Annotated in this window: 22 protein-coding genes and 1 tRNA gene; 12 read left to right on the forward strand and 11 right to left on the reverse strand. The window is 63.8% G+C overall.

Annotated elements, in window-relative coordinates:
- Positions 1-37: 37 nt before the first annotated feature.
- Positions 38-1,072, reverse strand: a complete 1,035-nt coding sequence (locus tag AAFX91_RS11130; protein ID WP_394566463.1) for a LysR family transcriptional regulator — start codon at positions 1,070-1,072, stop codon at positions 38-40.
- Positions 1,073-1,189: 117 nt separating this feature from the next.
- On the opposite strand from AAFX91_RS11130, the gene AAFX91_RS11135 reads away from it, so the two are divergent.
- From AAFX91_RS11135 to AAFX91_RS11170, 8 genes are all read left to right on the forward strand, one after another.
- A complete protein-coding gene (locus AAFX91_RS11135) occupies positions 1,190-1,495 on the forward strand; it encodes an aldehyde dehydrogenase family protein (protein WP_394566464.1) in 306 nt (101 codons plus the stop codon).
- Positions 1,496-1,515: 20 nt separating this feature from the next.
- Complete coding sequence (locus AAFX91_RS11140) at positions 1,516-2,661, forward strand: isobutyryl-CoA dehydrogenase (protein ID WP_394566465.1); 1,146 nt, start codon at positions 1,516-1,518, stop codon at positions 2,659-2,661.
- Positions 2,658-3,734 (forward strand): enoyl-CoA hydratase/isomerase family protein, encoded by a 1,077-nt coding sequence (locus AAFX91_RS11145; protein WP_394566466.1) that lies wholly within the window; start codon positions 2,658-2,660, stop codon positions 3,732-3,734. Before AAFX91_RS11140 ends, AAFX91_RS11145 begins: the two co-directional genes overlap by 4 nt.
- Positions 3,735-3,759: 25 nt before the next feature.
- Positions 3,760-4,647, forward strand: a complete 888-nt coding sequence (mmsB, locus tag AAFX91_RS11150; RefSeq protein WP_130582776.1) for a 3-hydroxyisobutyrate dehydrogenase — start codon at positions 3,760-3,762, stop codon at positions 4,645-4,647.
- Between the two features lie 134 nt (positions 4,648-4,781).
- Complete coding sequence (locus AAFX91_RS11155; protein WP_394566467.1) at positions 4,782-6,515, forward strand: AMP-binding protein; 1,734 nt, start codon at positions 4,782-4,784, stop codon at positions 6,513-6,515.
- Between the two features lie 3 nt (positions 6,516-6,518).
- A complete protein-coding gene (locus tag AAFX91_RS11160; RefSeq protein ID WP_394566468.1) occupies positions 6,519-6,995 on the forward strand; it encodes a MaoC family dehydratase in 477 nt (158 codons plus the stop codon).
- 114 nt (positions 6,996-7,109) lie between these two features.
- Positions 7,110-8,024 carry an SDR family NAD(P)-dependent oxidoreductase gene (locus AAFX91_RS11165; RefSeq protein WP_394566469.1) on the forward strand — a complete coding sequence of 305 codons (915 nt, stop codon included), beginning with the start codon at positions 7,110-7,112 and terminating at the stop codon, positions 8,022-8,024.
- Between the two features lie 104 nt (positions 8,025-8,128).
- Complete coding sequence (locus AAFX91_RS11170) at positions 8,129-9,358, forward strand: NAD(P)/FAD-dependent oxidoreductase (protein WP_394566470.1); 1,230 nt, start codon at positions 8,129-8,131, stop codon at positions 9,356-9,358.
- A 74-nt stretch (positions 9,359-9,432) separates the two neighbouring features.
- Here AAFX91_RS11170 and AAFX91_RS11175 read toward each other — a convergent pair whose 3' ends face one another.
- Positions 9,433-9,570, reverse strand: coding sequence for a hypothetical protein (locus tag AAFX91_RS11175; protein ID WP_394566471.1), 138 nt, complete (start codon positions 9,568-9,570; stop codon positions 9,433-9,435).
- Between the two features lie 49 nt (positions 9,571-9,619).
- Positions 9,620-9,997, reverse strand: a complete 378-nt coding sequence (locus AAFX91_RS11180; protein ID WP_394566472.1) for a hypothetical protein — start codon at positions 9,995-9,997, stop codon at positions 9,620-9,622.
- Positions 9,998-10,158: 161 nt separating this feature from the next.
- Between AAFX91_RS11180 and AAFX91_RS11185 the strand changes: the two genes are divergently transcribed.
- Positions 10,159-10,234: transfer RNA gene (locus tag AAFX91_RS11185), tRNA-Thr, on the forward strand.
- A gap of 665 nt (positions 10,235-10,899) precedes the next feature.
- Here the strand turns inward: AAFX91_RS11185 and AAFX91_RS11190 are convergent.
- The 4 genes from AAFX91_RS11190 to AAFX91_RS11205 form a co-directional block, all read right to left on the reverse strand.
- On the reverse strand, positions 10,900-11,298 hold the full coding sequence (locus AAFX91_RS11190) for a hypothetical protein (protein WP_130579716.1): 399 nt from the start codon (positions 11,296-11,298) through the stop codon (positions 10,900-10,902).
- 243 nt (positions 11,299-11,541) lie between these two features.
- Positions 11,542-12,621 carry a D-TA family PLP-dependent enzyme gene (locus AAFX91_RS11195; protein ID WP_394566473.1) on the reverse strand — a complete coding sequence of 360 codons (1,080 nt, stop codon included), beginning with the start codon at positions 12,619-12,621 and terminating at the stop codon, positions 11,542-11,544.
- A gap of 3 nt (positions 12,622-12,624) precedes the next feature.
- Positions 12,625-14,436 (reverse strand): ABC-F family ATP-binding cassette domain-containing protein, encoded by a 1,812-nt coding sequence (locus tag AAFX91_RS11200; RefSeq protein ID WP_394566474.1) that lies wholly within the window; start codon positions 14,434-14,436, stop codon positions 12,625-12,627.
- Positions 14,436-14,948, reverse strand: coding sequence for a YaiI/YqxD family protein (locus AAFX91_RS11205; protein WP_394566475.1), 513 nt, complete (start codon positions 14,946-14,948; stop codon positions 14,436-14,438). Before AAFX91_RS11205 ends, AAFX91_RS11200 begins: the two co-directional genes overlap by 1 nt.
- 115 nt (positions 14,949-15,063) lie before the next feature.
- Between AAFX91_RS11205 and AAFX91_RS11210 the strand changes: the two genes are divergently transcribed.
- Positions 15,064-15,861 carry a hypothetical protein gene (locus tag AAFX91_RS11210; RefSeq protein WP_394566476.1) on the forward strand — a complete coding sequence of 266 codons (798 nt, stop codon included), beginning with the start codon at positions 15,064-15,066 and terminating at the stop codon, positions 15,859-15,861.
- A gap of 148 nt (positions 15,862-16,009) precedes the next feature.
- Here AAFX91_RS11210 and AAFX91_RS11215 read toward each other — a convergent pair whose 3' ends face one another.
- Positions 16,010-18,385 carry a xanthine dehydrogenase family protein molybdopterin-binding subunit gene (locus tag AAFX91_RS11215; protein ID WP_394566477.1) on the reverse strand — a complete coding sequence of 792 codons (2,376 nt, stop codon included), beginning with the start codon at positions 18,383-18,385 and terminating at the stop codon, positions 16,010-16,012.
- A gap of 196 nt (positions 18,386-18,581) precedes the next feature.
- On the opposite strand from AAFX91_RS11215, the gene AAFX91_RS11220 reads away from it, so the two are divergent.
- Both AAFX91_RS11220 and AAFX91_RS11225 read left to right on the forward strand, forming a co-directional pair.
- Positions 18,582-19,637 carry a Ppx/GppA phosphatase family protein gene (locus AAFX91_RS11220; RefSeq protein ID WP_394566478.1) on the forward strand — a complete coding sequence of 352 codons (1,056 nt, stop codon included), beginning with the start codon at positions 18,582-18,584 and terminating at the stop codon, positions 19,635-19,637.
- Positions 19,638-19,655: 18 nt separating this feature from the next.
- On the forward strand, positions 19,656-20,357 hold the full coding sequence (locus AAFX91_RS11225; protein ID WP_394566479.1) for an RlmE family RNA methyltransferase: 702 nt from the start codon (positions 19,656-19,658) through the stop codon (positions 20,355-20,357).
- A 9-nt stretch (positions 20,358-20,366) separates the two neighbouring features.
- On the opposite strand, the gene AAFX91_RS11230 is transcribed toward AAFX91_RS11225, so the two are convergent.
- From AAFX91_RS11230 to AAFX91_RS11240, 3 genes are read right to left on the reverse strand one after another with little or no spacing between them, the layout of a single operon-like run.
- Positions 20,367-21,134, reverse strand: coding sequence for a hypothetical protein (locus AAFX91_RS11230; RefSeq protein WP_394566480.1), 768 nt, complete (start codon positions 21,132-21,134; stop codon positions 20,367-20,369).
- 52 nt (positions 21,135-21,186) lie between these two features.
- Positions 21,187-21,636: a hypothetical protein gene (locus AAFX91_RS11235; RefSeq protein WP_394566481.1), complete on the reverse strand. Its 450-nt coding sequence runs from the start codon at positions 21,634-21,636 to the stop codon at positions 21,187-21,189.
- Positions 21,626-22,381, reverse strand: a complete 756-nt coding sequence (locus AAFX91_RS11240) for a hypothetical protein (protein ID WP_394566495.1) — start codon at positions 22,379-22,381, stop codon at positions 21,626-21,628. Before AAFX91_RS11240 ends, AAFX91_RS11235 begins: the two co-directional genes overlap by 11 nt.
- Positions 22,382-22,396 lie beyond the last annotated feature (15 nt).

Raw genomic sequence — 22,396 nt, forward strand, 5'->3', positions numbered from 1 at the left:
CGCGCATCCCATCTTGGCCAGCGATCATCCGATCGCATCAAACAGGCCGGACATATGGATGCAGCGATCCGATCACCTCAAAAGCTCTTGTGCCACGGGGGCCGTCCACATATGGGTCCCGGCTTTCGCCGGGACGACGCGGTGTTGTTGTGGCGGGCGGCTCATACCCATTGAACAGCGCGCGCTCGTCCTCGACCGTCTCGTAGATGTAATCCGCCACCGCGCGGATGCGGGCGAGGTCCTTGCTGTCGGCGTGCATCAACAGCCAGAAGGTGCGTGAGATCCGCACCTCGTCCGGCAGCACAGGACGCAATTCCGGATGCGCCGTTGCCATGAAATGCGGCAGCACCGCAATGCCGTAGCCGGCGATGGTCGCGTTAAGCTGCGCGATCAGATTGGCGCTGCGGAATTTGGCGGAGATCTTCGGCGAGACCTGCGGCAGATAGTCGAGCTCGGGCGTGAACAAGAGTTCATCGATATAGCCGACGAAGCGATGCGTCGGCAGATCGCTGCGCGCGGTGATCTTCGGCGCGCGGTCGAGATAGGCGGGCGCCGCGTAGAGGCCGAGGCTGTAATCGAGCAATTTGCGGCCGACGATGCGGCCTTCCTTCGGCATCGACAGGCTGATCGCGATATCGGCCTCGCGCTTCGACAGGCTGAACAATCGCGCGGTCGCCACCAACTGCAGATCGACATCGGGATACCGGTCGGTGAATTTAACCAGGCGCGAGGCCAGGAAGTGGCTGCCGAAGCCGTCGGGCGCGCCGATCCGTACCGTGCCGGTCAGATGCGCGCGCGAGCCGCCGACCGCCTCCTGGTTGGCGACGATGGTCGATTCCATCGCCTCCGCGCTGTCGGCGACGCGCTGGCCGGCTTCGGTCAGAAGGTAGCCGGTCTTGCGGCGGTCGAACAACTTCGCCGAAAGGTGATGCTCCAGCCGGTCGACACGGCGGATCACCGTGGCATGATCGACGCCGAGTTGTTTTGCCGCAGCCGACACCGATCCGCCGCGCACGATGGCGAGCACGAAGCGAAAATCATCCCAGTCGATCGCGCCGCCTTGATCCAGCATTTCCGCACATCTATGGTGCAATTTATCGGACTTGAATCCCATAAAATGCGGGTCGATAGGGTTTGTAAAGCGATCTAGGTGCGGATCAGGCGTTCGGCCGGGACCAGGGAGGTTTTCATGCGTTCAATCGGACATTTCATCGGTGGCAAGGAGGTCAAGGGCACCTCGGGCCGGACGGCCGACGTCTTCGAGCCGATGACCGGCGCCGCCAAGGTGAATGTCGGCATGGTCGGCGTCAACGTGCCGATCCCGGTGCCGATCGCCTATTACACCTTCGGCGGCTGGAAGAAGTCTGGCTTCGGCGACCTCAACCAGCACGGCCCGGATTCGATCCGCTTCTACACCAAGACCAAGACGGTCACCTCGCGCTGGCCGTCGGGCGTCAAGGAAGGTGCGGAGTTCTCGATCCCGACGATGAAGTGACCTCGCGCGAGGCGGGCGCTATGCAGTTCGCTCTGAACGAGGACCAGATAGCCATTCGCGACATGGCGCGGGCGTTTGCGGCGGAGAAGATCGCGCCGCACGCGCTGCGCTGGGACGAGGAGAAGCATTTTCCGGTCGACGTGATGCGGGAAGCGGCGGCCCTCGGCATGGGCGGCATCTACATCAAGGACGATGTCGGCGGCTCAGCGATGACGCGGTTCGACGCGGCGCTGATCTTCGAGGCGCCCGCGACCGGCTGTCCGACCGTGTCGGCTTACATCTCCATCCACAACATGGCGTCCTGGATGATCGATGCCTTCGGCAACGACGCCCAGCGACAGAAGTGGCTGCCAAAACTCTGCACCATGGAGCTGTTGGCGAGCTATTGCCTGACCGAGCCGGGCTCGGGTTCGGACGCCGCGGCGCTGCGTACCCGCGCGGTGCGCGACGGCGATCATTATGTGCTGAACGGCCAGAAGCAGTTCATCTCGGGCGCCGGCGGCGGCGATCTCTATGTGGTGATGGTCCGCACCGGCGGCGACGGCCCCGGCGGCATCTCGACATTGGTCATTCCCGCCGACACGTCCGGCCTCTCGCTCGGCACCAATGAGCGCAAGATGGGCTGGAATGCGCAGCCGACCCGCGCGGTGATCTTCGAGAACGCGCGCGTGCCGGTCGAGAACCGGCTCGGCGAGGAGGGCATCGGCTTCAAGATCGCGATGGCCGGGCTCGACGGCGGCCGGCTCAACATCGCCGCGTGTTCGCTCGGCGGCGCGCAGAGTGCGCTCGACAAGGCGCTCGCCTATATGAAGGACCGCAAGGCCTTCGGAAAGCGGCTCGATGAATTCCAGGCGCTGCAGTTCCGCGTCGCCGACATGGCGACTGAGCTGGAGGCCGCGCGCACCTTCCTTTGGCGCGCCGCCGCCGCGCTCGACCGTAGGGATCCCGAGGCGACCAAGCTTTGCGCGATGGCAAAGCGCTTCGGCACCGATGTCGGTTTTGAAGTCGCCAACCAGGCGCTGCAGCTCCACGGAGGCTACGGTTACCTCAGCGAATATGGCGTCGAGAAAATCGTGCGCGATTTGCGCGTGCACCAGATCCTGGAAGGAACCAACGAGATCATGCGGCTGATCGTGGCGCGGAAGTTGATTGAGGGAGCGCGATGACGGCTGCCGTGCAGGATGAAGGCGACCTGATCGTTCGCCGCGAAGGGGCGGCGGGCGTGATCCGCCTCAACCGTCCCAAGGCGATCAATGCCATGACGCTGGAGATGTCTGAGGGCATCGACGCGGCGCTGGACCAGTTCGAGGCCGATCATGCTGTTGCCGTCGTGCTGCTGGAAGGCGCCGGCGAACGCGGCCTCTGCGCTGGAGGCGACATCCGCGGGCTCTATGAGAGCTCCAAGGCGGGAGACGATCTCGGCAAGCGGTTCTGGCGCCAGGAATACATCATGAACGCGCGGATCGCGAAATATCCGAAGCCATACGTGGCGTTCATGGATGGTTTGGTGATGGGCGGCGGCGTCGGCCTGTCCGGCCACGGTTCGCACCGTGTCGTCACCGAGCGCACGAAACTGGCGATGCCCGAAGTGGGCCTCGGCTTTTTTCCTGACGTCGGCGGCACTTGGCTGTTGTCGCGTTCACCGGGCGAAGTCGGCGCTTACTTTGGCCTGACCGGGCAGACCATGAACGGGCCCGATGCGATCTATGCGAAATTCGCCGACGCCGAGGTGCCGTCGTCGAAATTGCCCGAATTGCGCGCGGCGCTGACGAAGGTCGGCGCCGGTGTGACACACGCCGAGGTCAGGAAACTGATCGACGGCTTTGCGACCGGCGAGACATCAGGTCCTGCCGCGGCGATGCAGCCCAGGATCGATTCCTGGTTCGCGCATGATCGCATGGAAAACATCATCGCATCGCTGCAGCGCGACGGCTCGGAGTTCGCGCTGTCGACGTTGAAGGTGCTGAACGAGAAGTCGCCGCGCGGCATGGTGGTGACGCTGAAGCTGTTGCGGCTGGCACGCACGTCGTCCTCGCTGGAGGAATGCCTGGTGCGGGAATATCGCGCCGCGCTCGCGGTGTTCGCCAGCGACGATTTTCGCGAGGGCGTGCGCGCCGCCGTGATCGACAAGGACCGCAATCCGAAATGGTCGCCGCCGCGGGTCGAGGACGTGACCGCGGAGATGCTGGCGCCATACTTCGCCGAGATCGGCGCCGACGAATTGACATTCGAAAAATAGAAGACAGGACGGGGAGGACATCGAGATGGCAACGATCGCATTCATTGGCCTTGGCAACATGGGCGGCCCGATGGCTGCCAATCTGGTAAAAGCCGGCCACAAGGTGACGGCGTTCGACCTGGTGGCGGCGTCGCGCGATCAGGCGAAGGGTGATGGCGCTGCGATCGCAGAGAGCAGCGTCGCCGCGGTGAAGGGTGCCGACATCGTCATCACCATGCTGCCGGCCGGCAAGCACGTGCTGTCGGTGTGGAACGAGGTCCTGCCTGCGGTGACCAAGGGGGCGCTCATCATCGACAGCTCGACCATCGATGTCGAAAGCGCCAGACAAGCGCATGCGCTTGCGGCGAAGTATGGGGTGTTGTCGGTAGATGCGCCGGTCTCCGGCGGCACTGGCGGCGCCAAGGCGGCGACGCTCACCTTCATGTGCGGCGGCGAGGAGAAGGCGTTCGCCGCGGCCAAGCCCGTGCTCGAGAACATGGGCAAGAAGATCGTGCATTGTGGCGGCCCCGGCGCAGGGCAGGCGGCCAAGATCTGCAACAACATGATCCTCGGCATTTCCATGATCGGCGTCGGCGAAGCGTTTGTGCTGGCGGAGAAGCTCGGGCTCTCGCATCAGGCGCTGTTCGACGTCGCCTCGACGTCGTCAGGCCAGTGCTGGGCGATCACGAGCTATTGCCCCGTGCCGGGCCCGGTTCCGACCTCGCCCGCCAATAACGGCTACAAGCCCGGCTTCGCCGCGAACCTGATGGTGAAGGATCTGACGCTCGCGCAGGACGCCGCCAACACCGCCGGTGCGGTCACGCCGCTCGGCAAGCATGCCCAGGAAATCTATAAGGCGTTCGATGCCTCTGGTAACGGCGGGGTCGACTTTTCCGGAATTATCCAGCACGTTAGGGCGCTCGCCGGAAAATAACTTTGCTCGTAGCCCGGATGGAGCGAAGCGAAATCCGGGACAGCTTCGTCCACTGGCGCGACCGGCCCCGGATTGCGCTTCGCTCCATCCGGGCTACGGTCTAGCGACCACGAGGGCGCGGAGGGAATGACCTGATGACGACCTTTCAGGAAACGCGCGCGTTTCTGCTTCAGCACCGCACAGACTATGAGACCGCGGTAAAGAGCTTCCGCTGGCCCGATCCGGTGCCCTTCAACTGGACGCTGGACTGGTTCGATGCGGAGCTCGCGCAAAATCCTGACAGCCGCGACCGCGCGGCGTTGTGGATCGTCGATGCCGGCAGCGACCGTGAGACGAAGCTCTCCTTCGCCACGCTGTCGCGCCGCTCCAATCAGGTTGCGAATTTCCTGCGCGCGCAAGGATTGAAGCGCGGCGATCATCTGCTGCTTCTGCTCGGCAATGTCGTGCCGCTGTGGGAGACCATGCTGGCCGCGATGAAGCTCGGCGTCGTCGTGATCCCTGCGACCACGCTGCTGACGTCAGACGAATTGCGCGACCGGCTCGACCGCGGCAAGGCGAGGGCGGTAATCGCAACGCAGGATCAGGTCGGGAAGTTTGCCGATCTCGGCAGCGACAAGCTCGTGCGCATCGTGGTCGGCGCGACGTCGCAGCAAAACGGCTGGCTGCCGTTCGAGCGGGCGGCGGATGCGTCGGAAACCTTCACGCCTGACGGACCGACCAAGGCCGACGATCCGATGCTGCTCTATTTCACTTCGGGCACCACGGCCAAGCCAAAGCTGGTGCGGCACAGCCAGCGCAGCTATCCGGTCGGTCATCTCTCGACCATGTACTGGATCGGCCTGCAGCCGGGCGACGTACATCTCAATATCTCTTCGCCCGGCTGGGCCAAGCACGCCTGGAGCTGCTTCTTCGCGCCCTGGAATGCCGGCGCGACCGTGTTCGTGGTCAACCAGCCGCGCTTCGACGCCAAGTCGCTGCTTTCAACCATCGGCCGCTGCGGCGTCACTACGCTCTGCGCGCCGCCGACGGTGTGGCGCCTGTTCATCCAGGAGAAGCTGTCGAGCTTCAAGGTGTCGCTCCGCGAAGTCTGCGGCGCCGGCGAGCCACTCAACCCTGAGGTGATCGATCAGGTGCAGGCGGCATGGGGCCTGACCATTCGCGACGGCTATGGGCAGACCGAGACCACTGCGCTTGCCGGCAATTCGCCGGGCCAGAAGGTCAAGATCGGCTCGATGGGCCGGCCGCTGCCCGGCTATCGCGTCGAGATCACCGATCTCGACGGCAATCCGACCCGGGAAGGCGAGGTCTCACTGGTACTCGGTGCCGACAGGCCCGCCGGCTTGATGCAGGGCTATCAGGGCGATGACGGCAAGCTCTCGGGCGCCGACGGCGCGATCTATCGTAGCGGCGATGTCGTGTTCAGCGACGAGGAGGGGTATTTGACCTTCGTCGGCCGCACCGACGACGTGTTCAAGTCATCCGATTACCGCATCAGCCCGTTCGAACTAGAGAGCGTTCTGCTCGAGCATGAGGCGGTCGCGGAAGCCGCCGTCGTGCCGAGCCCCGATCCAATTCGGCTCGCGATCCCGAAGGCCTATGTGCTGCTGGCCGCAGGCGTCGAGCGCACGCCGGAGACGGCGCTGTCGATCTTTGGGCATCTGCACACGCGCCTCGCGCCGTTCAAGCGCATCCGCAAGATCGAGCTCGTCACCGAGCTGCCCAAGACCATCTCCGGAAAAATCCGCCGCGTGCAGTTGCGCCGGCTCGAACATGAGGATAATCGCGAGGACAGTTTGCGTGGCGTCGAGTTCCGCGAGGAAGAATTCCCGGAGCTGCAGCGGGTGCGCAATCCGGGATCGGAGAATTAGCGAATGAACGAAGTCTGGACGAAGCCGCCCGTGTCGCTGGAAACGTATCAGGGCATGGTCGGCAAAGAGATCGGCGTGTCCGCCTGGCACCTAATCGATCAGCAGCGGATCGACACCTATGCGGACGTGATCGAAGATCACCAGTTCATCCATGTCGATCCCGAGCGCGCGAAGGAAACCGCGTTCGGCACCACGATCGCGCACGGTTTCCTGACGATGTCGCTGCTCAGCATCATGTCGTATCAGGTGATGCCGGTGATCCAGGGCACGACGATGGGCGTCAACTACGGCTTCGACAAGCTGCGCTTCATCTCGCCGGTGCGCTCCGGCAAGCGCGTCCGAGGCCGTTTCGTACTTGCCGAGGCCAAGCTGCGCAAGCCGACCGAGCTGGCGTCGCGCACCAATGTCACCGTCGAGATCGAGGGCGAAGAGAAGCCGGCGCTGGTCGCCGACTGGCTCGCCCTGATCTACTTCGCCTAGAACTCCGGCCGTCATGGCCGGGCTTGACCCGGCCATCCATCGCTGCTCAAAACGCTCTGATTTTTGATGGATGCCCGGGTCAAGCCCGGGCATGACAAACCGGGAACACACTTCATGACAATCAGGTTTGACGGACGCGTCGCCATCGTCACCGGCGCCGGCAATGGTCTCGGACGGGCGCACGCGCTGGGGCTCGCGAGCCGCGGCGCCAAGGTCGTCGTCAACGATTTCGGCGGCGCGCGCGACGGCACCGGCGCCTCGCTGTCGCCGGCGGAGACCGTGGTCGAGGAAATCCGGAAAGCCGGCGGCACCGCGATGGCCGATGGCGCCGACGTCTCGAATTTCGAGCAAGTCACGGCGATGATCGAGCGCGCGACCAAGGAGTGGGGCAGCGTCGACCTTTGCGCCAATGCCGGCATCCTGCGCGACAAGTCGTTCGGCAAGCTCGAGGTCGCGGACTTCCAGAAGGTGCTGGACGTCCATCTCGTCGGCACCTTCTATTGCTGCAAGGCGGCGTGGGCCGGCATGCGCGACCGCAACTACGGCCGCATCGTGCTGACCACCTCGTCCTCGGGTCTGTTCGGCAATTTCGGCCAGGCCAATTACGGCGCCGCCAAGGCCGGCATGGTCGGGCTGATGAACGTGCTCGCCGAGGAAGGCCGCAAGAACAACATCCGCGTCAACACCATTTCGCCGACGGCCGCGACCCGCATGACCGAAGAGCTGCTGCCGCCGCAGGCGCTCGCGCTGATGAAGCCGGAAGCGATCACGCCGGCAGTGGAATATATGCTGAGCGAGGATGCGCCGACCCGCACCATCATGGGCGCCGGCGCCGGCTCGTTTGCGGTGATCAAGATCCTGGAGACCGAAGGCATCAACCTGCCGCCCTCCGAATGGACGCCCGACGCCATCGCCGCGCATTTCGCTGAGATCAGCGACATGTCGAAGGCTAGGGCGTTGCAGGGCGCATTCGAGCAGACGCAGAAGTACGTCGCCCAGGCGGCGGCCAGAGCAGGGATCAAGCTTTAGGCCGTCGTTCCGGGGCGATGCGCAGCATCGAACCCGGAACCTCGAGATTCCGGGTTCGCTCGCTGACGCGAGCGCCCCGGAATGACGAGTTCTAAACTCACGCCATGCCTGCAGACCAAGCAAACATCGCCGTCGTCGGCGCCGGTCCCGCCGGCCTGATGGCGGCCGAGGTGTTGGCGCAGGCCGGCGCGCAGGTTGCGATCTATGACGCGATGCCGTCGGCCGGCCGCAAATTCCTGATGGCCGGCCGTGGCGGGCTCAATCTCACCCACAGCGAGCCGCTGCCAAAATTCCTCGCGCGCTATCGCGAGGCGATGTCGCATCTTGAGGCCGCCATCGAAACGTTCCCGCCGCAAGCGTTGCGCGACTGGTGCGAGGCGCTGGGTCAGCCGACCTTCGTCGGTTCCAGCGGCCGAGTCTTCCCGAAAGCGTTCAAGGCCTCGCCGCTGCTGCGCGCCTGGCTGCGCCGGCTCGACGGCGTCGGCGTGCGGCTCTTGCTACGGCATCGCTGGACCGGGTGGGACAATGACGGCCGCCTGCTGTTTCAAACGCCGGAAGGACAACGCGCGGTCAAAGCCCGCGCCACCATCCTGGCGCTCGGCGGCGCGAGCTGGCCGCGACTCGGATCTGACGGATTATGGGTGGATGTGCTCGCGGCGAGAGGCGTGAAGATCTCGCCCCTGCGGCCGGCCAATTCCGGCTTCACTGTTGCCTGGTCGGATATCTTCCGCGATCGCTTCGAGGGCCAGCCGCTTAAAGGCGTCGCGCTGAGTTTTGGCGGGCAGCAACTGCGCGGCGAAGCGATCGTTACCCGCACTGGCATCGAGGGCGGCGCCATCTATGCGCTATCGGCCGATTTGCGCGAGGCGATTCTCCACGACGGCGAGGCAACGCTCCATATCGCTTTGCGGCCCGATCTCGCGATCGATGAGCTCACCACGAAGCTATCGATGCCGAAAGGCAAGCAATCCTTCTCGAACTTCTTGCGCAAAGCCCTGAATCTCGCGCCCATCGCCGTCGGCTTGTTGCAGGAGGTGGCAAAAACCTCAGGCCTGTCTCTGCCGTCGCAGTGTCCCGCCGATCTCGCCCGCCTCATCAACGCCGTACCCCTGCGTCTCACCGCCATCGCGCCGATCGCCCGCGCGATCTCCACCGCCGGCGGCATTGCATTCGACGAACTCGACGACAACTTCATGCTTCGCCGTTTGCCCGGCATCTTCGCCGCGGGCGAAATGCTCGACTGGGAAGCCCCGACCGGCGGCTATCTATTGCAGGCGTCGTTTGCGACCGGTGTCGCCGCGGGGCAGGGCGTGCTGAAGTGGCTCGACGCGTAGGGTGGGCAAAGCGAAGCGTGCCCACCTTCTCTTGTACCGACCGTGAATGGTGGGCACGCTACGCTTTGCCCACCCTACAAGGCTAACGCTTCACGGATGGCTATGTGCCGTTTGTCCGGCGGCAAATCCTCAACAGCCGGCATACATCGCTCAATATAAAATGAAAGAGAATCTTTCAGCTTCGCATATTCCAATTCAGGGTCATCTTGCATCCCAACCATCCGTCACTGCCCGCGAGCCCTAGGCGCCGGCTGTGGTCAACTATGGTCCGGTGAAAACCGGTTCTACCGTGAGAACTTTTAGTTTCCGGTCTTCGTCCAACTGAATTTTTGTCGATGCGTCCTTCTGGATCAGAAATCCACCGCCCCAAATGAAATGTATCATCGCATAGACTTCATTGATGTCCTTGATATAGCTATGTTCAATCCTATTCTCCGTGAAATATCTGTCTATTTCCGAAAGTGGTGTTCCGCGGGGCAAATCTATCGTCACCCTCTCGGTGATCTGTTTGAGAGTGAGCCAGTTGTTGAGCCTGTCTGCACGCAAGAACACAACCAGCCCCCAAATGGTACATATGAAAAATATCAATCCGACCGCGGCAACAACTGGTTGGCTGGCTGCAGCGAGCAATCTCTTCATGAGTATGTCTTCGGGATGATTGCTGAACGAGCGTCTTTTTGAAAATACTACCGAGAATTGTATATCTCTTTCGTCCCGCTTAAACAACACCGTCGCTTCAGTACCGCAACGTGTCCCGATCCGGGGGCGCCTCGGATTGTGAGTACAGACCCTAGTTTTCAGTCGGCTTAGCTCAACAGGTAGAGCGCCCGCATCGTAGGTGGGCGGTTGTTGGTCCAACTCCGGCAGCCGGCTCCAAATCAATGCGGGCTGGAGCAGGGGTAACTCGCGGGCTCATAACCGTGAGATCGCCGGTTCGCGGACCCTTGAGGCGGCCCGCGTGGTTCGTCGTGGTCCTTCTGGCTCTGATCTTTATTACGACGCTCTCGAAGAGCTAGCCCACGCTAGTTGCACATAGCCTCGCAATCGCAGCCGAAGGCGCTGTACGACGTCCAGATTTCTTGCGCAGCGCGGCACAGTTTTAACTGCCATCAGTTCGACGGTTGTGCTCTCCTTGGCAGCGCGACCTCTCCTTGACCACTCAGCCCCCAGCCCCGGTCGGCGGAGAGGAAGCGCGCCCCGGCGTTGATCCCCACGATCGCGCCGGGGCACGATCGCGCTGGTCGCCTTGTTCATGAGTTGAGCTGGAGTGGCAGCCATGGTGCAGAACCTCGTAGCCGGATTGGTCGTAGTGGCTTTGATTGTCATGGGCGTGCTTGCCTACGCCCAGAAACATGAAGGGTGCTTGCACGGGCACTCGCTTCAAACCTTCAAGCCCTGTGGATCAGTCAGCGCTGAAATGTAGCGCTGGCCGCGATGCTACCAATGCTTGTCGATTAGCACGAGCCACTTTGCTCGATTGAGAGAGAAAACGAGCGCCCGCCTACAATGCGGGCGTTCGGATAGCTCATCAGGGCCGACGCCTAAATCCCATTCGGCGTGCAGGCCATCAGCAGCTTGGCCGATTCGAGAAGCTGATGTTGGCTTGAGCCTTTGATTATCCGGCTTAGGTTCGGCAGCACAAAGACGATTTCGTCATCGTCTTGCATGGCATAGTGATTATCGTGCTCTTCTTCGGTGATGATGACGGCACGCCTCAGTGCCATGCCGGTTTCTCGATTAATCAGTTCTGTAGCCTCAGCCACGGCCTGTTTCGTCGGAATGTTGCTGTCGGGGGGGTCCCGGTCCAATATGTGTCCACGGTTGTTCCACACCTCAACGATCACTCTCGGAAGGTCGGTGTCGGGGTAGGAAAGAGTTGGCTGTGTGATGTCTCTATCTTCAGTGCCCCGAGCTGTCTTCACTTTCCTGATGATGGCCACGGTCAATTCCTCCCTAATGAAAAGCATTTTGCAGTAGGGCGCTACTCAGTCGTAGCAATTTATGCCTGCAAGCTAGCGTTGTACATGCGCCAGATTAGCGCGTGAACTAGACAGCGCCTCTGTCATATAGGCGCTGCGGTCGACCGGATGTTCTCCATCGGCTTTTCGTCGCAGACACGCGGAGTGCTGGTTCGTGAGTTGAGGTCGACCAGCGTATCCTGACAGATTCAGGCAAAGATCCAGCTAGCGCAGCTTGCCGCGCGCGGCGACCGGCAGTGTGCCGATGATCTCCTCGCCGCGCACCATTACCACTTCGTCCATCATGTTGACGACGACGCAGACGTGATTGGGCACGATGCGGACGACGTCGCCGACATTGGGCCGCGTGTTGCTGCGGGAGAGATCGAGAAAGCCGTGCTCCTCGGCAAAGCGCGCGATCTTGGCCTCGGGATGTTCGAGGATCAGCCCGTGGCCTTCGAGCCCGCCGGTGTCCGTGGTCAGCGTCTTCGAGCCGGCATCGAGGATGCCGCGATCGGTAGCGGCGCGGCTCACCACCGTCGAATAGATGTGCAGCGCGCAGTCGTCCCAGGTGGCGACGCCGGCGGCGACCTGCATGCGGTCGTTGTAGATGTAGGTGCCGAAGCGATGCTCGGTCGCACCTTTCAGCTTGCCGAGATTCTTCAGGTTCGGCGTGCCGCCGGTGGACACGATGGCCGCGTCAAGGCCGTGCGCGCGCACGCCGGCCAGCGCCTCGTCGAAGAACTTCTGCGCATCCGCCCAGCCGGTTTCGGTCGGATACAGCATGAAGCCGGCAAATTGCAGCCCCTTGCTGCCGGCGATCTCCCGCGCCAACGCGACCGCCTCAGTCGGCGTCTCGACGCCGGCGCGCTTGCGTCCGGTGTCGCATTCGACCACGACTGACAGCGTGCGGCCCGAGGCAGCCGCGGCCTTCGGGAGGTCGGCGACAACAACCGAATTGTCGGCCGCCACGGTGACGTTTGCCTTGCCCTGCAGCGCGCCGAGCCGCGCCATTTTCTCGTCGCCGAGCAAATTGTAGCTGATCAGGATGTCGGAGATCCCGGCATCCGCCATGATCTCGGCCTCGCCGAGCTTCTGGCAGGTGATGCCCTTGGCGCCGGCCGCGATCTGCATCTGCGCCAGCATCGGGTTCTTGTGCGTCTTGATGTGCGGACGATGCGCCACGCCCGCGGCATCGCACGCCGCCTGGATGCGCGCGATGTTGCGCTCGACGCGGTCCATGTCGATCACGGCGCAGGGCGTGCCATGTTCACGGGCGATCTTTGCGGCGAGGGGAGAGGTCATGGATTATGCCTGTTCAATTTCTTCGCGGAGTACTTCAAGCTCGAGCCAGCGGTCCTCTGCTGCCGAAAGCTCCTGCTGCGCCTTGGCGATCGCGGCGGAGGCGTCGTCGAATGTCTTGCGATCCTTCGCGTAGAGGTTCGGATCGTCAAGCAGCTTCTGCTGCTTCGCGATTTCCGCATGCAGCTTCTCGATTGTCTTCGGCAGCGTCTCCAGCGCATGCTTTTCGTTGAAACTCAGCCGCCTTTTTGGTGCGGCCGTCGGCGCCGCAGCCTTCGCTTCCTTTTTCTCCTCGACAACCGCCGTCTTCACCGCCTCGCGCTTCAAATCCGCGCCGCGCTGCGCCAGCATGTCGGTGTAGCCGCCGGCATATTCGATCCAGCGGCCATTGCCCTCGGGCACGATCACCGACGTCACCACGCGATCGAGGAAATCGCGATCGTGGCTGATCAGGATCACCGTGCCCTCGTAGTCGCCGAGCATCTCCTCGAGCACGTCGAGGGTGTCGAGATCGAGGTCGTTGGTCGGTTCGTCCAGCACCAGGAGGTTCGATGGCTTCGCCAGTGCGCGCGCCAGCATCAGCCGGCCGCGCTCGCCACCGGACAGCACCTCCAGCGGCGTGCGGATCTGCTCCTGCGAGAACAGGAAATCCTTCATGTAGCTGACGACATGTTTCGGCTTGCCGCCGACCATCACATGGTCGCCACGGCCGCCGGTCAGGGCTTCCGACAGCGTCGATTTCGGGTCGAGGCTTTCGCGGTGCTGATCCAGCGTCGCCATCTCCAGGTTGACGCCGAGCCGCACACTGCCGCTGTCGGGCGCTTCCGCGCCGGTCAACAGGTTGACGAGCGTGGTCTTGCCGGCGCCGTTCGGGCCGACCACGCCGATGTGGTCGCCGCGCTGGATGCGGATCGAGAAATCCTCCACGATCCTGCGGTCACCGAATGCCTTGGCGATGTTCTTCGCCTCGATCACCAGCCGTCCGGATTTCTCTGCCTCCGCAGCAGCGAGATTGGCGCTGCCCGCAGTGCCGCGATAATTCCGCCGCTGCGAACGCAGCGCATGCAGATTGGCAAGCCGCTTGACGTTGCGCTTGCGCCGTCCCGAGACGCCGTAGCGCAGCCAGTGCTCCTCGTTGACGATCTTGCGGTCGAGCTTGTGCTGATCGCGCTCTTCTTCCGCCAGCACCTCGTCGCGCCAGGCCTCGAACGCACCGAAGCCGCGGTCGATCTGCCGGATCTCGCCGCGGTCGAGCCAGGCGGTCGCGCGCGACAGATTCGTGAGGAAGCGGCGGTCGTGGCTGATCAGGACCAGCGCGCTGCGCCGGCTCTGCAATTCGCTCTCCAGCCATTCGATGGTCGGCAGATCGAGGTGGTTGGTCGGCTCGTCCAGCAGCAGGATGTCGGGCGAGGGCGCCAGCACCCGCGCCAGCGCCGCGCGGCGTGCTTCGCCGCCGGAGAGATGGGCGGGATCTTCGTCGCCGTGCAGTCCGAGCTGCTCGATCAGATAACGCGCCTGATAATGGTCATCGCCCGGCCCGAGCCCGGCTTCCACATAGGCGAGCGTGGTGGCGTGATCGCCAAAATCCGGCTCCTGCGGCAGATAGCGGATGGTCGCGCCCGGCTGCACGAAACGGCTGCCGGCGTCAGGCTCGACAAGTCCGGCCGCGATCTTGAGCAGCGTCGATTTGCCGGAGCCGTTGCGTCCGATCAGGCACACGCGCTCTTCGGCCGACACCGACAACTCGACCCCCGTCAATAGCGGCGTGCCGCCGAACGTCAGCCTGATGTCCTTGAGTTGGATGAGAGGAGGCGCCATCAACCTTGTCCCGTTGCGGTCTGTTCAGCGCGGCGGCGCTGGATGCGGCGGATCGCGGTGTCGAGCGCCGAGAGGAATGCCGAGCGGTCGCGCGGCGAGAATGATCGTGGCCCGCCGGTGACCTCGCCCGACGAGCGCAGGTCGGTCATCAAATTGCGCATCGCCAGTGTCATGCCGATCGATTGCTCCGTGAACGGTTTGCCGTTCGGAGCAATCACGTCCGCGCCCGCCTTCACGCAGCGGCTTGCCAGCGGAATGTCGGCGGTGATGACGATGTCGCCATCTCCGGCGCGCTCGGCGATCCAGTTATCAGCAGCATCCATGCCGGAACCGGCGGCGACGCGTTCGATCAGCGGGTCCTGCGGCACACGGATGAAATTGCCCGCGACCACGCTGACGGGCAGCCCGTGGCGGAGCGCGACACGATAGATCTCGTCCTTCATCGGACAGGCGTCGGCATCGACATAGATGCGGGTGGGGTTTTCAGTTGGCATCACGGCTTGGCGGTTCATTCGTGGGCCGCATGTAACCCATCGGGCGGAAAATTGCGAGGCCGCCCGCAGGCTTGCCACGGACGGTTGATGGCGTACGATCCTGTCAGAAAATAACTGAAATAAGGGGAACCCCATGAGCAATCCTCAAACCCACCGCGTCTCGGCCTATAACACCTCGAAAGAGTCCGAGAACAAGATCCATGACGACACGGTAGCGCGGCGGTACGGCTTCTCGGGCGGGCTGGTCCCCGGCGTCGACGTGATGGCCTATATGATGCACCTGCCGGTTGCGAAATGGGGCCGCGATTTCCTCGAGCGCGGCCTGATCGACGCGCGTTTCGTTAAGCCGGTCTATGACGGCGAACAGGCCAAGGTGAGGGGCGAGGAGCGCGACGGCGCGCTGGCGATCGAGGTGTTCAGCCGCGGAGAGCTTTGCGCCACCGGCAGCGCGTCGCTACCGACTGCGGCGCCCGCTGTTTCGATCAAGGATTACACCGAGGTCCCCGCGGTCGCCGAGCGCAAGCCGGTGAACGCATCATCCTACGAAGTCGGCAAATGGCTCGGCACCCGCCCGTACGTCTGGGCCGGGGACGCCGCGACGGGATATCTCGCCGATATCAGGGAGACGGACACGATCTACACGCGCGAAAATCTCGGCCATCCCGGCATGCTGCAGAAAGTGATGAACAAGTTGCTCGTCGACAACGCCATCCTCGGCCCCTGGATTCACGTCGGCAGCCGGATGCAGCTCCTCTCGGCCGCGAAGACCGGCGACGAGCTGACGGCCCGCGCGCGCGTCACCGCCAATTACGACAAGAAGGGCCACCGCTTCGTCGAACTCGACGCGATCGTGGTCGCCAACGGCACCACGCCGCTCGCGCATTGCTGGCACATCGCGATCTACCAGCCACGCGAGCAAGCCGCGGCGTAGCCTCTTCGCCTCTCTCTACGGGAGATCCATAGCCCGGGTGGAGCGCAGCGTAACCCGGGGCCGCTCGCCAACGCTGATGCAGAAGTCCCGGGTTGCGCTGCGCTCCACCCGGGCTACGAGCTCCCTTCGCCTCTCCTCGGCGGGCGGCCTACGCCGCCTCCGCCTTCTTCGCGTCCTGGATCGCGCGCCACACTTTTTCCGGCGTCAACGGCATGTTGATGTGCTTGATGCCGTATTCCGACAGCGCATCGACCACCGCATTCACCACCGTCGCGAGGCTGCCGGCGCATCCCGCTTCGCCGCAGCCTTTGGTGCCGAGCGGATTCGACTTTGCCGGCGAGGGGTGATCGCCGACTGCCATGGGCGGAATGTCCTCGGCGCGCGGCAGCGCATAATCCATGAACGAGCCGGTGATCGGCTGGCCGGAGGCATCGTAATTGACCTCTTCCATCAGCGCCTGGCCGATGCCCTGCGCGACGCCGCCGTGCAACTGTCCCGCGACGATCATCGGATTGACGATGGTGCCGAAATCGTTGACGCCGGTGTAGCGCACGATCCTGATCACGCCGGTGTCCGGGTCGATCTCGACCTCCGCGACATGGCAGCCATTGGGGAAGGTCGACGGCGTCTCCTTGGTGGCGTGGTCGACGTCAAGCGTATCGGGCCCGCCCTCGGCAATCTGGCCCTCGCGCATCCGCTGCGCGAGCTCCATGATGCCGATCGAGCGATCGGTGCCGGCGATGGTGAAGCGGCCATCGGCGAATTCGATGTCGGTTTCGGAGGCTTCCATCACATGCCCGGCCGCTTTCTTGCCCTTCTCGACGACGAGCGCGGAAGCCTCGACGATGGCCTGGCCGGTCGCGGTGATCGAGCGCGAGCCGCCGGTGCCGTTGCCGAACCGCACGAGATCGCTGTCGCCCTGTTCCAGCTTGATCTTGTCGAAGGGCACGCCGAGCTGGTCGGACAGCACCTGTGCGAATGGCGTCGCATGGCCCTGGCCGTAATCGAGCGTGCCGGTGGTCAGCGTCACCGATCCGTCCGGATCGAAGGTGATCTTGCCGAGTTCGCCGCTTGGCGGCGCGGTGACCTCGAGATAGGAGCCGACCGCGATGCCGCGTAGCTTGCCGTCCTTCTTGCTCTCCCGCTTGCGCTTGCTGAAATTCTCGTAGTCCGAAATCTCCAGCGCCTTCTCGAACACGCCCTGGAAATCGCCGCTGTCATAGGTGACGCCGGACGCAGCCGGGAAGGGCAGTTGTGACGGCTTGATGAAATTGCGCTTCCGCAAGGTCAGCCGGTTGATGCCCATCTCGTCGGCGGCCTTATCGATCAGCCGCTCCATGTAGTAATTGGCCTCGGGCCGGCCGGCCCCGCGATAGGCGCCCATCAGCGTGGTGTTGGTCAGCACCGTCTTGATGTCGACGCCGAGCAGCGGCGTGCGATAGACGCTTGCGAGGTTCTTGCCGGTGTTGAGCGACAGCGGCCCCGGCGCCACGCCGGTGATGTAGGCGCCGAGATTGCCGTAGCCGGAAAGCCGCACCGCCAGGAACTTGCCGTCGGCATCGAGCGCGAGCTCGGCATGGATGAGCTGGGCGCGGCCCTGGCTGTCCGACAGGAAGCTGGTCGAGCGCTCGTCGGTCCATTTCACCGGACGCCCGAGCTCCTTCGCCGCATGCGCGATGCAGGTATATTCGGGATAGTTGAGGTTCTTCATGCCGAAGGAGCCGCCGACATTGGCGGTCAGGATCCGCACCTTCTCCGGCGGCACGTTGAGGATTTTTGCCAGTGTCACCTTGTTGCCGGAAACGCCCTGCGTCGGCACCTGCAGCGTATAGCGCTCGGTCGTCTTGTCGTAGGCAGCAAGCGCCACGCGCGGCTCCATCGAGACAACAGCGACGCGGGTGTTGACGATGTCAAGCTTGGTCACATGCGCGGCGCCGGCGAAGGCGGCATTGATTTTGTCGGTGTCGCCATAGTGGTAGTCGAGCGCGACATTGTTCGGGATGTGGTCGTAGAGCTGCGGCGCGCCAGGCTCGGCGGCCTCGGCGGCATCCGTCACCGCCGGCAGCGATTCGATATCGAGCTCGACGGCTTCGGCCGCATCGCGCGCCTGCGCCGCCGTTTCCGCCACCACGAAGGCGACGGGGTCGCCGACGAAGCGGACCTTGTCGGTCGGCAGCGGCAGGCGGTTGGTCTGCAGCAGTGGGGAGCCATCCCGGCTTTTCAGCGGCATGCCACAGGTGAAGGGGTTGTAGTTGGCGGCCGCGAGGTCGGCGCCGGTCCACACCCCGAGCACGCCCGGCATCGCCCGGGCCGCCGAGGTGTCGATCCCCTTGATGACGCCGTGGGCGTGGGAGGAGCGCACCATCCAGCAATAGGCCTGGCCGGGCAGGGCGAAATCGTCGGTGTATTTGCCCTTGCCGCGCACCAGCGTGTCGTCCTCCTTGCGGCGGACCGGTTGCCCGACACCGTATTTTTGCAGTGCGATGGCATTTTCGAGGGCGGCGGGAGATGTGTGATCTTGCATGGTAAATAACCTGAAATGCCGCGATTTGGAGCAATTCCGCGGAGTTTCGACCAGATAACGTAGGGTGAGTTCAGCGACAACGCCCGATTAGGCATGTCGCGTGTGATGATTTGTTGCGTAGGCCTTTGGCGCTGCTAAAGTTTCCGTGAAGGGAAATTCTTCGGCGGGCGCCTGCGCCGGCGGAAAGACAGTGTTGATGAAGGATGACACGCGGCCTTGCGTCGGCCTTGCGGCCCGCGAGAGCCCGTCAGGGTTGGCTACGGCGGCCGTCGAAAGCGGCGTCTACGCTGCGCTCGACCTTGGCACCAACAATTGCAGGCTCCTGATCGCCTGTCCCACCGGGGACGGGTTCCGCGTGGTCGACTCCTTTTCGCGAATCATCCGGCTTGGCGAGGGCATTTCGGCGACCGGTTCCATCAGCGACGCCGCGATCGAGCGCGCGATCGCCGCGCTCTCGATCTGCAGCGACAAGATCCGGTACCGCAGGGCCCGCCGGCTGCGGCTGATAGCGACCGAGGCCTGCCGTGCCGCCGCCAACGCCGACAGTTTCCGCGCCCGCGTCGCCGCGGAGACCGGCATCAAGCTCGAGGTGATCGACCGCGAGACCGAGGCGACGCTGGCCGTGATCGGCTGCTCGCCGCTGCTCGACCCAAGGGGCCGCGGCGCGATCCTGTTCGATATCGGCGGCGGCTCGACCGAATTGGTGCGGATCGAGCGCGATCCGGCAAGGCCGGATGCAGCGCCCTGGATCAAGTCCTGGATGTCGATCCCGTTCGGCGTGGTCAGCCTTGCCGAGCAATTCGGCGGTCGCGATGTCACAAAAGAGTTGTATTTGCGGATGGTCGCCGAGGTCGCGCAATATGTCGCCCCGTTCGCGGCCGAGCACGGCACGGATTTGCGCGACATGCATCTGCTGGGCACATCAGGCACGGTGACGACGCTGGCCGGCGTATTCCTCAACCTGCCGCGCTACGATCGCCGCCGCATCGACGGCATCTGGATGAACGACGCCGACGTGACCGCGACGATTCAAAAGCTGCTTGGCATGAGCTATGAGGAGCGCATCAACAATAGCTGCATCAGCATCGAGCGCGCCGACCTCGTGCTTGCGGGCTGCGCGATCCTCGATGCCGTCAGGAACGCATTCCCGCTGCCCCGGCTCAGGGTTGCCGACCGCGGCCTGCGCGAGGGCATGCTGGTCGAGATGATGCGCGAGGACGGCGCGCTGAAGGCGTGCCTGCACGTGCCGTAGCGAGATCGAGACAGATTCATGGCGAAAGATTCGACCGGCCGGCTGCACGTGACGGTCAAGAGCGGCGGCAAGCGGAAATTGTCGTCAAAGCTCTGGCTGGAGCGGCAGCTCAACGATCCCTATGTCGCGAAGGCCAAGGCGCAGGGCTATCGCTCGCGCGCGGCGTTCAAGCTGACCGAGATCGACGACAAATATCGCCTGCTCAAGCCGGGCATGACCGTCGTCGACCTCGGCGCTGCGCCCGGCGGCTGGAGCCAGGTCGCGGCCAAACGCGTCGGCGCTGTCGACGGCAAGGGCAGGGTGATCGCGATCGACCTCCTGGAAATGGGGGAGATCCCGGGCGTCACCTTCGCGCAGCTTGATTTCCTCGACCATGACGCGCCGGAGAAACTGATCGCGATGATGGGCGGCCGCGCCGACATCGTGATGTCCGACATGGCCGCCAACACCACCGGCCACCGCAAGACCGACCAGCTCCGCATCGTCGGCCTGGTCGAGACCGCCGCGGCCTTCGCCTGCGACGTGCTCAGCCCCGGCGGTGCGTTCCTGGCAAAAGTCTTTCAGAGCGGCGCCGATGCGGAGCTATTGGCGCAATTGAAGCGCGACTTCGCAACCGTGCGTCACGTGAAACCCGCCGCCAGCCGCCAGGATTCCTCCGAACGTTACGTGCTCGCGACAGGGTTCCGCGGCGGCGTCACCAAGAGCGAGGGCCGCTCATGACGAATCGCGTCAGGCTCGCTGGTCCGCTCGCTGCGGCAGGAGAAAAACCAGCGCCGCGATGGCGGCTGCGAGGGCGCCTGAAGCCGCATATCGGCTGAGAGCCAAGCCGCCGTGATCGAGGGGCTTGTCCAGGAAATCGCCCACGGTCGCTCCAAGAGGCCGGGTCAGCACGAAGGCGACCCAGAAGAGAAGCGTCCTGGACAGATTGGTCCAAAGGTATGCGCCAGCGACGATGGCGATGCCTGCTGCGAAGACCAGGGCTCCGCCGCGATAGCCAAGCCCGGTCGAGTCGGCCATCCAGTCTCCGAGCGCCGTTCCGAGCGTTTGCGAAAACAGGATCGTGACCCAATAGAAGGCTTCCGCCGCCTTGTTGTCGATCGATGCAATCGAGACCGACCCCATCGTTCGATGCCAGACCGCGAGCGATGCGACGAGCAGTGCCGCGAGCAGGGAGGAGCCGCCGAGATAGCCGATCCCGAGTGACCGGTCCACGAAGTCTGCCAGCGTCGTGCCGACGGTGGTCGTTGCGATGATGACCGTCCAATACAGGAACGGATGGAATCGCTTCGCTGCGATCTGGGCGGCGACCACCACGGCAAAGATGATGGCGAAAATCGCCGTACCAACCAGATAGCCGAGACCCATCGACATCGTCACGGCATCGCCGCCGGTTTCGCCCAGCGTCGTGGCCGAGATCTTGACGATCCAAAAGCCCAACGAAATGGCCGGCACCTTGCCGGCGTCGTCGACGCCGCCGTTCTCGTTGATGAATTCCATAGGCTCTTCACTCCGGAGATTGAGGGGATCGAATGGAGGCACTTCTAGGCCTCTAGGCCTTCATCGAATCCATCACAGCCAGCAGCTCGGCGAGGGCCTTCTTGCATTTGGCGGCATCGGGAGTGCTTTCGCGGACGGCTTCGAGCGCGCGATCGATAGCCTTGTCGACCGTGTGCCAATCGGCGGCGGCCCGTGGTTTCAATCCGGCCTCCACCTCATCCCACTTTGTCTCGAGGTCCTTGATCCGCGCCTTGGCGCCCGGAAAATCGCCCTCGTCGACCAGGGCGGCGACGTCGATGACAATGCTGCGGAACGGGCTCAGGTCTCCGAGCTTCGACGCGGCGGCTTCGGCGCGTGGCCATAAGGACACGCCTCCATTGGCGTTGGGGACCGACTGAGCGGCAACGACCGCAAGAAGCCCGGCGGCGAGGGTAAGAATCTTCCTTTTCATCATGCTCTCCATGGTTAACTGGCACGGACCTTGGTCGATCTCATTCGCCAAGGTAGGCTGCGGCCTTGTGGGTGCGGCCGTCTTCGAAGGAAATCCAGGCAACCAGAGCCACGATCACCGCGAGGAAGACGAGGCTGGTGTGGATCGTGCCGAAGCCGAGACCGCCATATTCGCGTGCCTGCGACAGCAGGTCTCCGAACGACGCGCCCAGTGGACGTGTCAGGATGTACGCCAGCCAGAACGTCAGCACGGCGTTGGTGCCGAGGGCATAGGACGCCGCGATCGATGCGATCAGAGCCGCGAACGCCACGACGCCGACGTTGAACCCGAGGCGCAGGGCTTCCGTCGCAAGATCGCCCGCCGCTGTCCCGAGCGCGAAAGTGGACAGAATCGCAGCCCAGTAGAAAAGCTCGCGGCGCGTGGTCACGATGGTTTGGATCGACAGCGTCCGCTCCACGGCGTACCAGACGGCGAATATGGCGGCGAGGATGAGGGCGAAGACCGCCGTGCTGACGTAAAGGCTTATCTCCAGCCTGTCCGTCAATGCATCGGTGATCTGGGTGCCGACGACGCTGACCAGCACCACTGTCAGCCAGTATATCCAGGGTGTGTAGCGCTGCATGCGCAACTGCGCGATCAACGCCACGATGAGGAAGCTAGCCATCAGGAGCCCGGTTACGGTGGCCCCGAGACCCACATGCACGGCAAGGTAGTCCGCGCCCGTCTCGCCGACTGTCGTTGACATGATCTTGATCACCCAGAAGATTAGCGTGACTCCAGGGACCTTGTTCAGCATCGGCGCGCCAGTGCG

Source organism: Bradyrhizobium sp. 31Argb, from assembly GCF_043638955.1.
In the GTDB taxonomy this organism is placed as follows: domain Bacteria; phylum Pseudomonadota; class Alphaproteobacteria; order Rhizobiales; family Xanthobacteraceae; genus Bradyrhizobium.

What these genes read in the sequence shown, in the direction of transcription:
- AAFX91_RS11215 (WP_394566477.1), bottom strand. Translation starts at nt 18,385, where the DNA reads ATGCAAGATCACACATCTCCCGCCGCCCTCGAAAATGCCATCGCACTG.
- AAFX91_RS11220 (WP_394566478.1), top strand. Translation starts at nt 18,582, where the DNA reads ATGAAGGATGACACGCGGCCTTGCGTCGGCCTTGCGGCCCGCGAGAGC.
- AAFX91_RS11135 (WP_394566464.1), top strand. Translation starts at nt 1,190, where the DNA reads ATGCGTTCAATCGGACATTTCATCGGTGGCAAGGAGGTCAAGGGCACC.
- AAFX91_RS11210 (WP_394566476.1), top strand. Translation starts at nt 15,064, where the DNA reads ATGAGCAATCCTCAAACCCACCGCGTCTCGGCCTATAACACCTCGAAA.
- AAFX91_RS11130 (WP_394566463.1), bottom strand. Translation starts at nt 1,072, where the DNA reads ATGCTGGATCAAGGCGGCGCGATCGACTGGGATGATTTTCGCTTCGTG.
- AAFX91_RS11160 (WP_394566468.1), top strand. Translation starts at nt 6,519, where the DNA reads ATGAACGAAGTCTGGACGAAGCCGCCCGTGTCGCTGGAAACGTATCAG.
- AAFX91_RS11155 (WP_394566467.1), top strand. Translation starts at nt 4,782, where the DNA reads ATGACGACCTTTCAGGAAACGCGCGCGTTTCTGCTTCAGCACCGCACA.
- AAFX91_RS11170 (WP_394566470.1), top strand. Translation starts at nt 8,129, where the DNA reads ATGCCTGCAGACCAAGCAAACATCGCCGTCGTCGGCGCCGGTCCCGCC.
- AAFX91_RS11165 (WP_394566469.1), top strand. Translation starts at nt 7,110, where the DNA reads ATGACAATCAGGTTTGACGGACGCGTCGCCATCGTCACCGGCGCCGGC.
- AAFX91_RS11180 (WP_394566472.1), bottom strand. Translation starts at nt 9,997, where the DNA reads ATGAAGAGATTGCTCGCTGCAGCCAGCCAACCAGTTGTTGCCGCGGTC.
- AAFX91_RS11230 (WP_394566480.1), bottom strand. Translation starts at nt 21,134, where the DNA reads ATGGAATTCATCAACGAGAACGGCGGCGTCGACGACGCCGGCAAGGTG.
- mmsB (WP_130582776.1), top strand. Translation starts at nt 3,760, where the DNA reads ATGGCAACGATCGCATTCATTGGCCTTGGCAACATGGGCGGCCCGATG.
- AAFX91_RS11200 (WP_394566474.1), bottom strand. Translation starts at nt 14,436, where the DNA reads ATGGCGCCTCCTCTCATCCAACTCAAGGACATCAGGCTGACGTTCGGC.
- AAFX91_RS11205 (WP_394566475.1), bottom strand. Translation starts at nt 14,948, where the DNA reads ATGAACCGCCAAGCCGTGATGCCAACTGAAAACCCCACCCGCATCTAT.
- AAFX91_RS11145 (WP_394566466.1), top strand. Translation starts at nt 2,658, where the DNA reads ATGACGGCTGCCGTGCAGGATGAAGGCGACCTGATCGTTCGCCGCGAA.
- AAFX91_RS11195 (WP_394566473.1), bottom strand. Translation starts at nt 12,621, where the DNA reads ATGACCTCTCCCCTCGCCGCAAAGATCGCCCGTGAACATGGCACGCCC.
- AAFX91_RS11225 (WP_394566479.1), top strand. Translation starts at nt 19,656, where the DNA reads ATGGCGAAAGATTCGACCGGCCGGCTGCACGTGACGGTCAAGAGCGGC.
- AAFX91_RS11240 (WP_394566495.1), bottom strand. Translation starts at nt 22,381, where the DNA reads ATGCTGAACAAGGTCCCTGGAGTCACGCTAATCTTCTGGGTGATCAAG.
- AAFX91_RS11175 (WP_394566471.1), bottom strand. Translation starts at nt 9,570, where the DNA reads ATGCAAGATGACCCTGAATTGGAATATGCGAAGCTGAAAGATTCTCTT.
- AAFX91_RS11140 (WP_394566465.1), top strand. Translation starts at nt 1,516, where the DNA reads ATGCAGTTCGCTCTGAACGAGGACCAGATAGCCATTCGCGACATGGCG.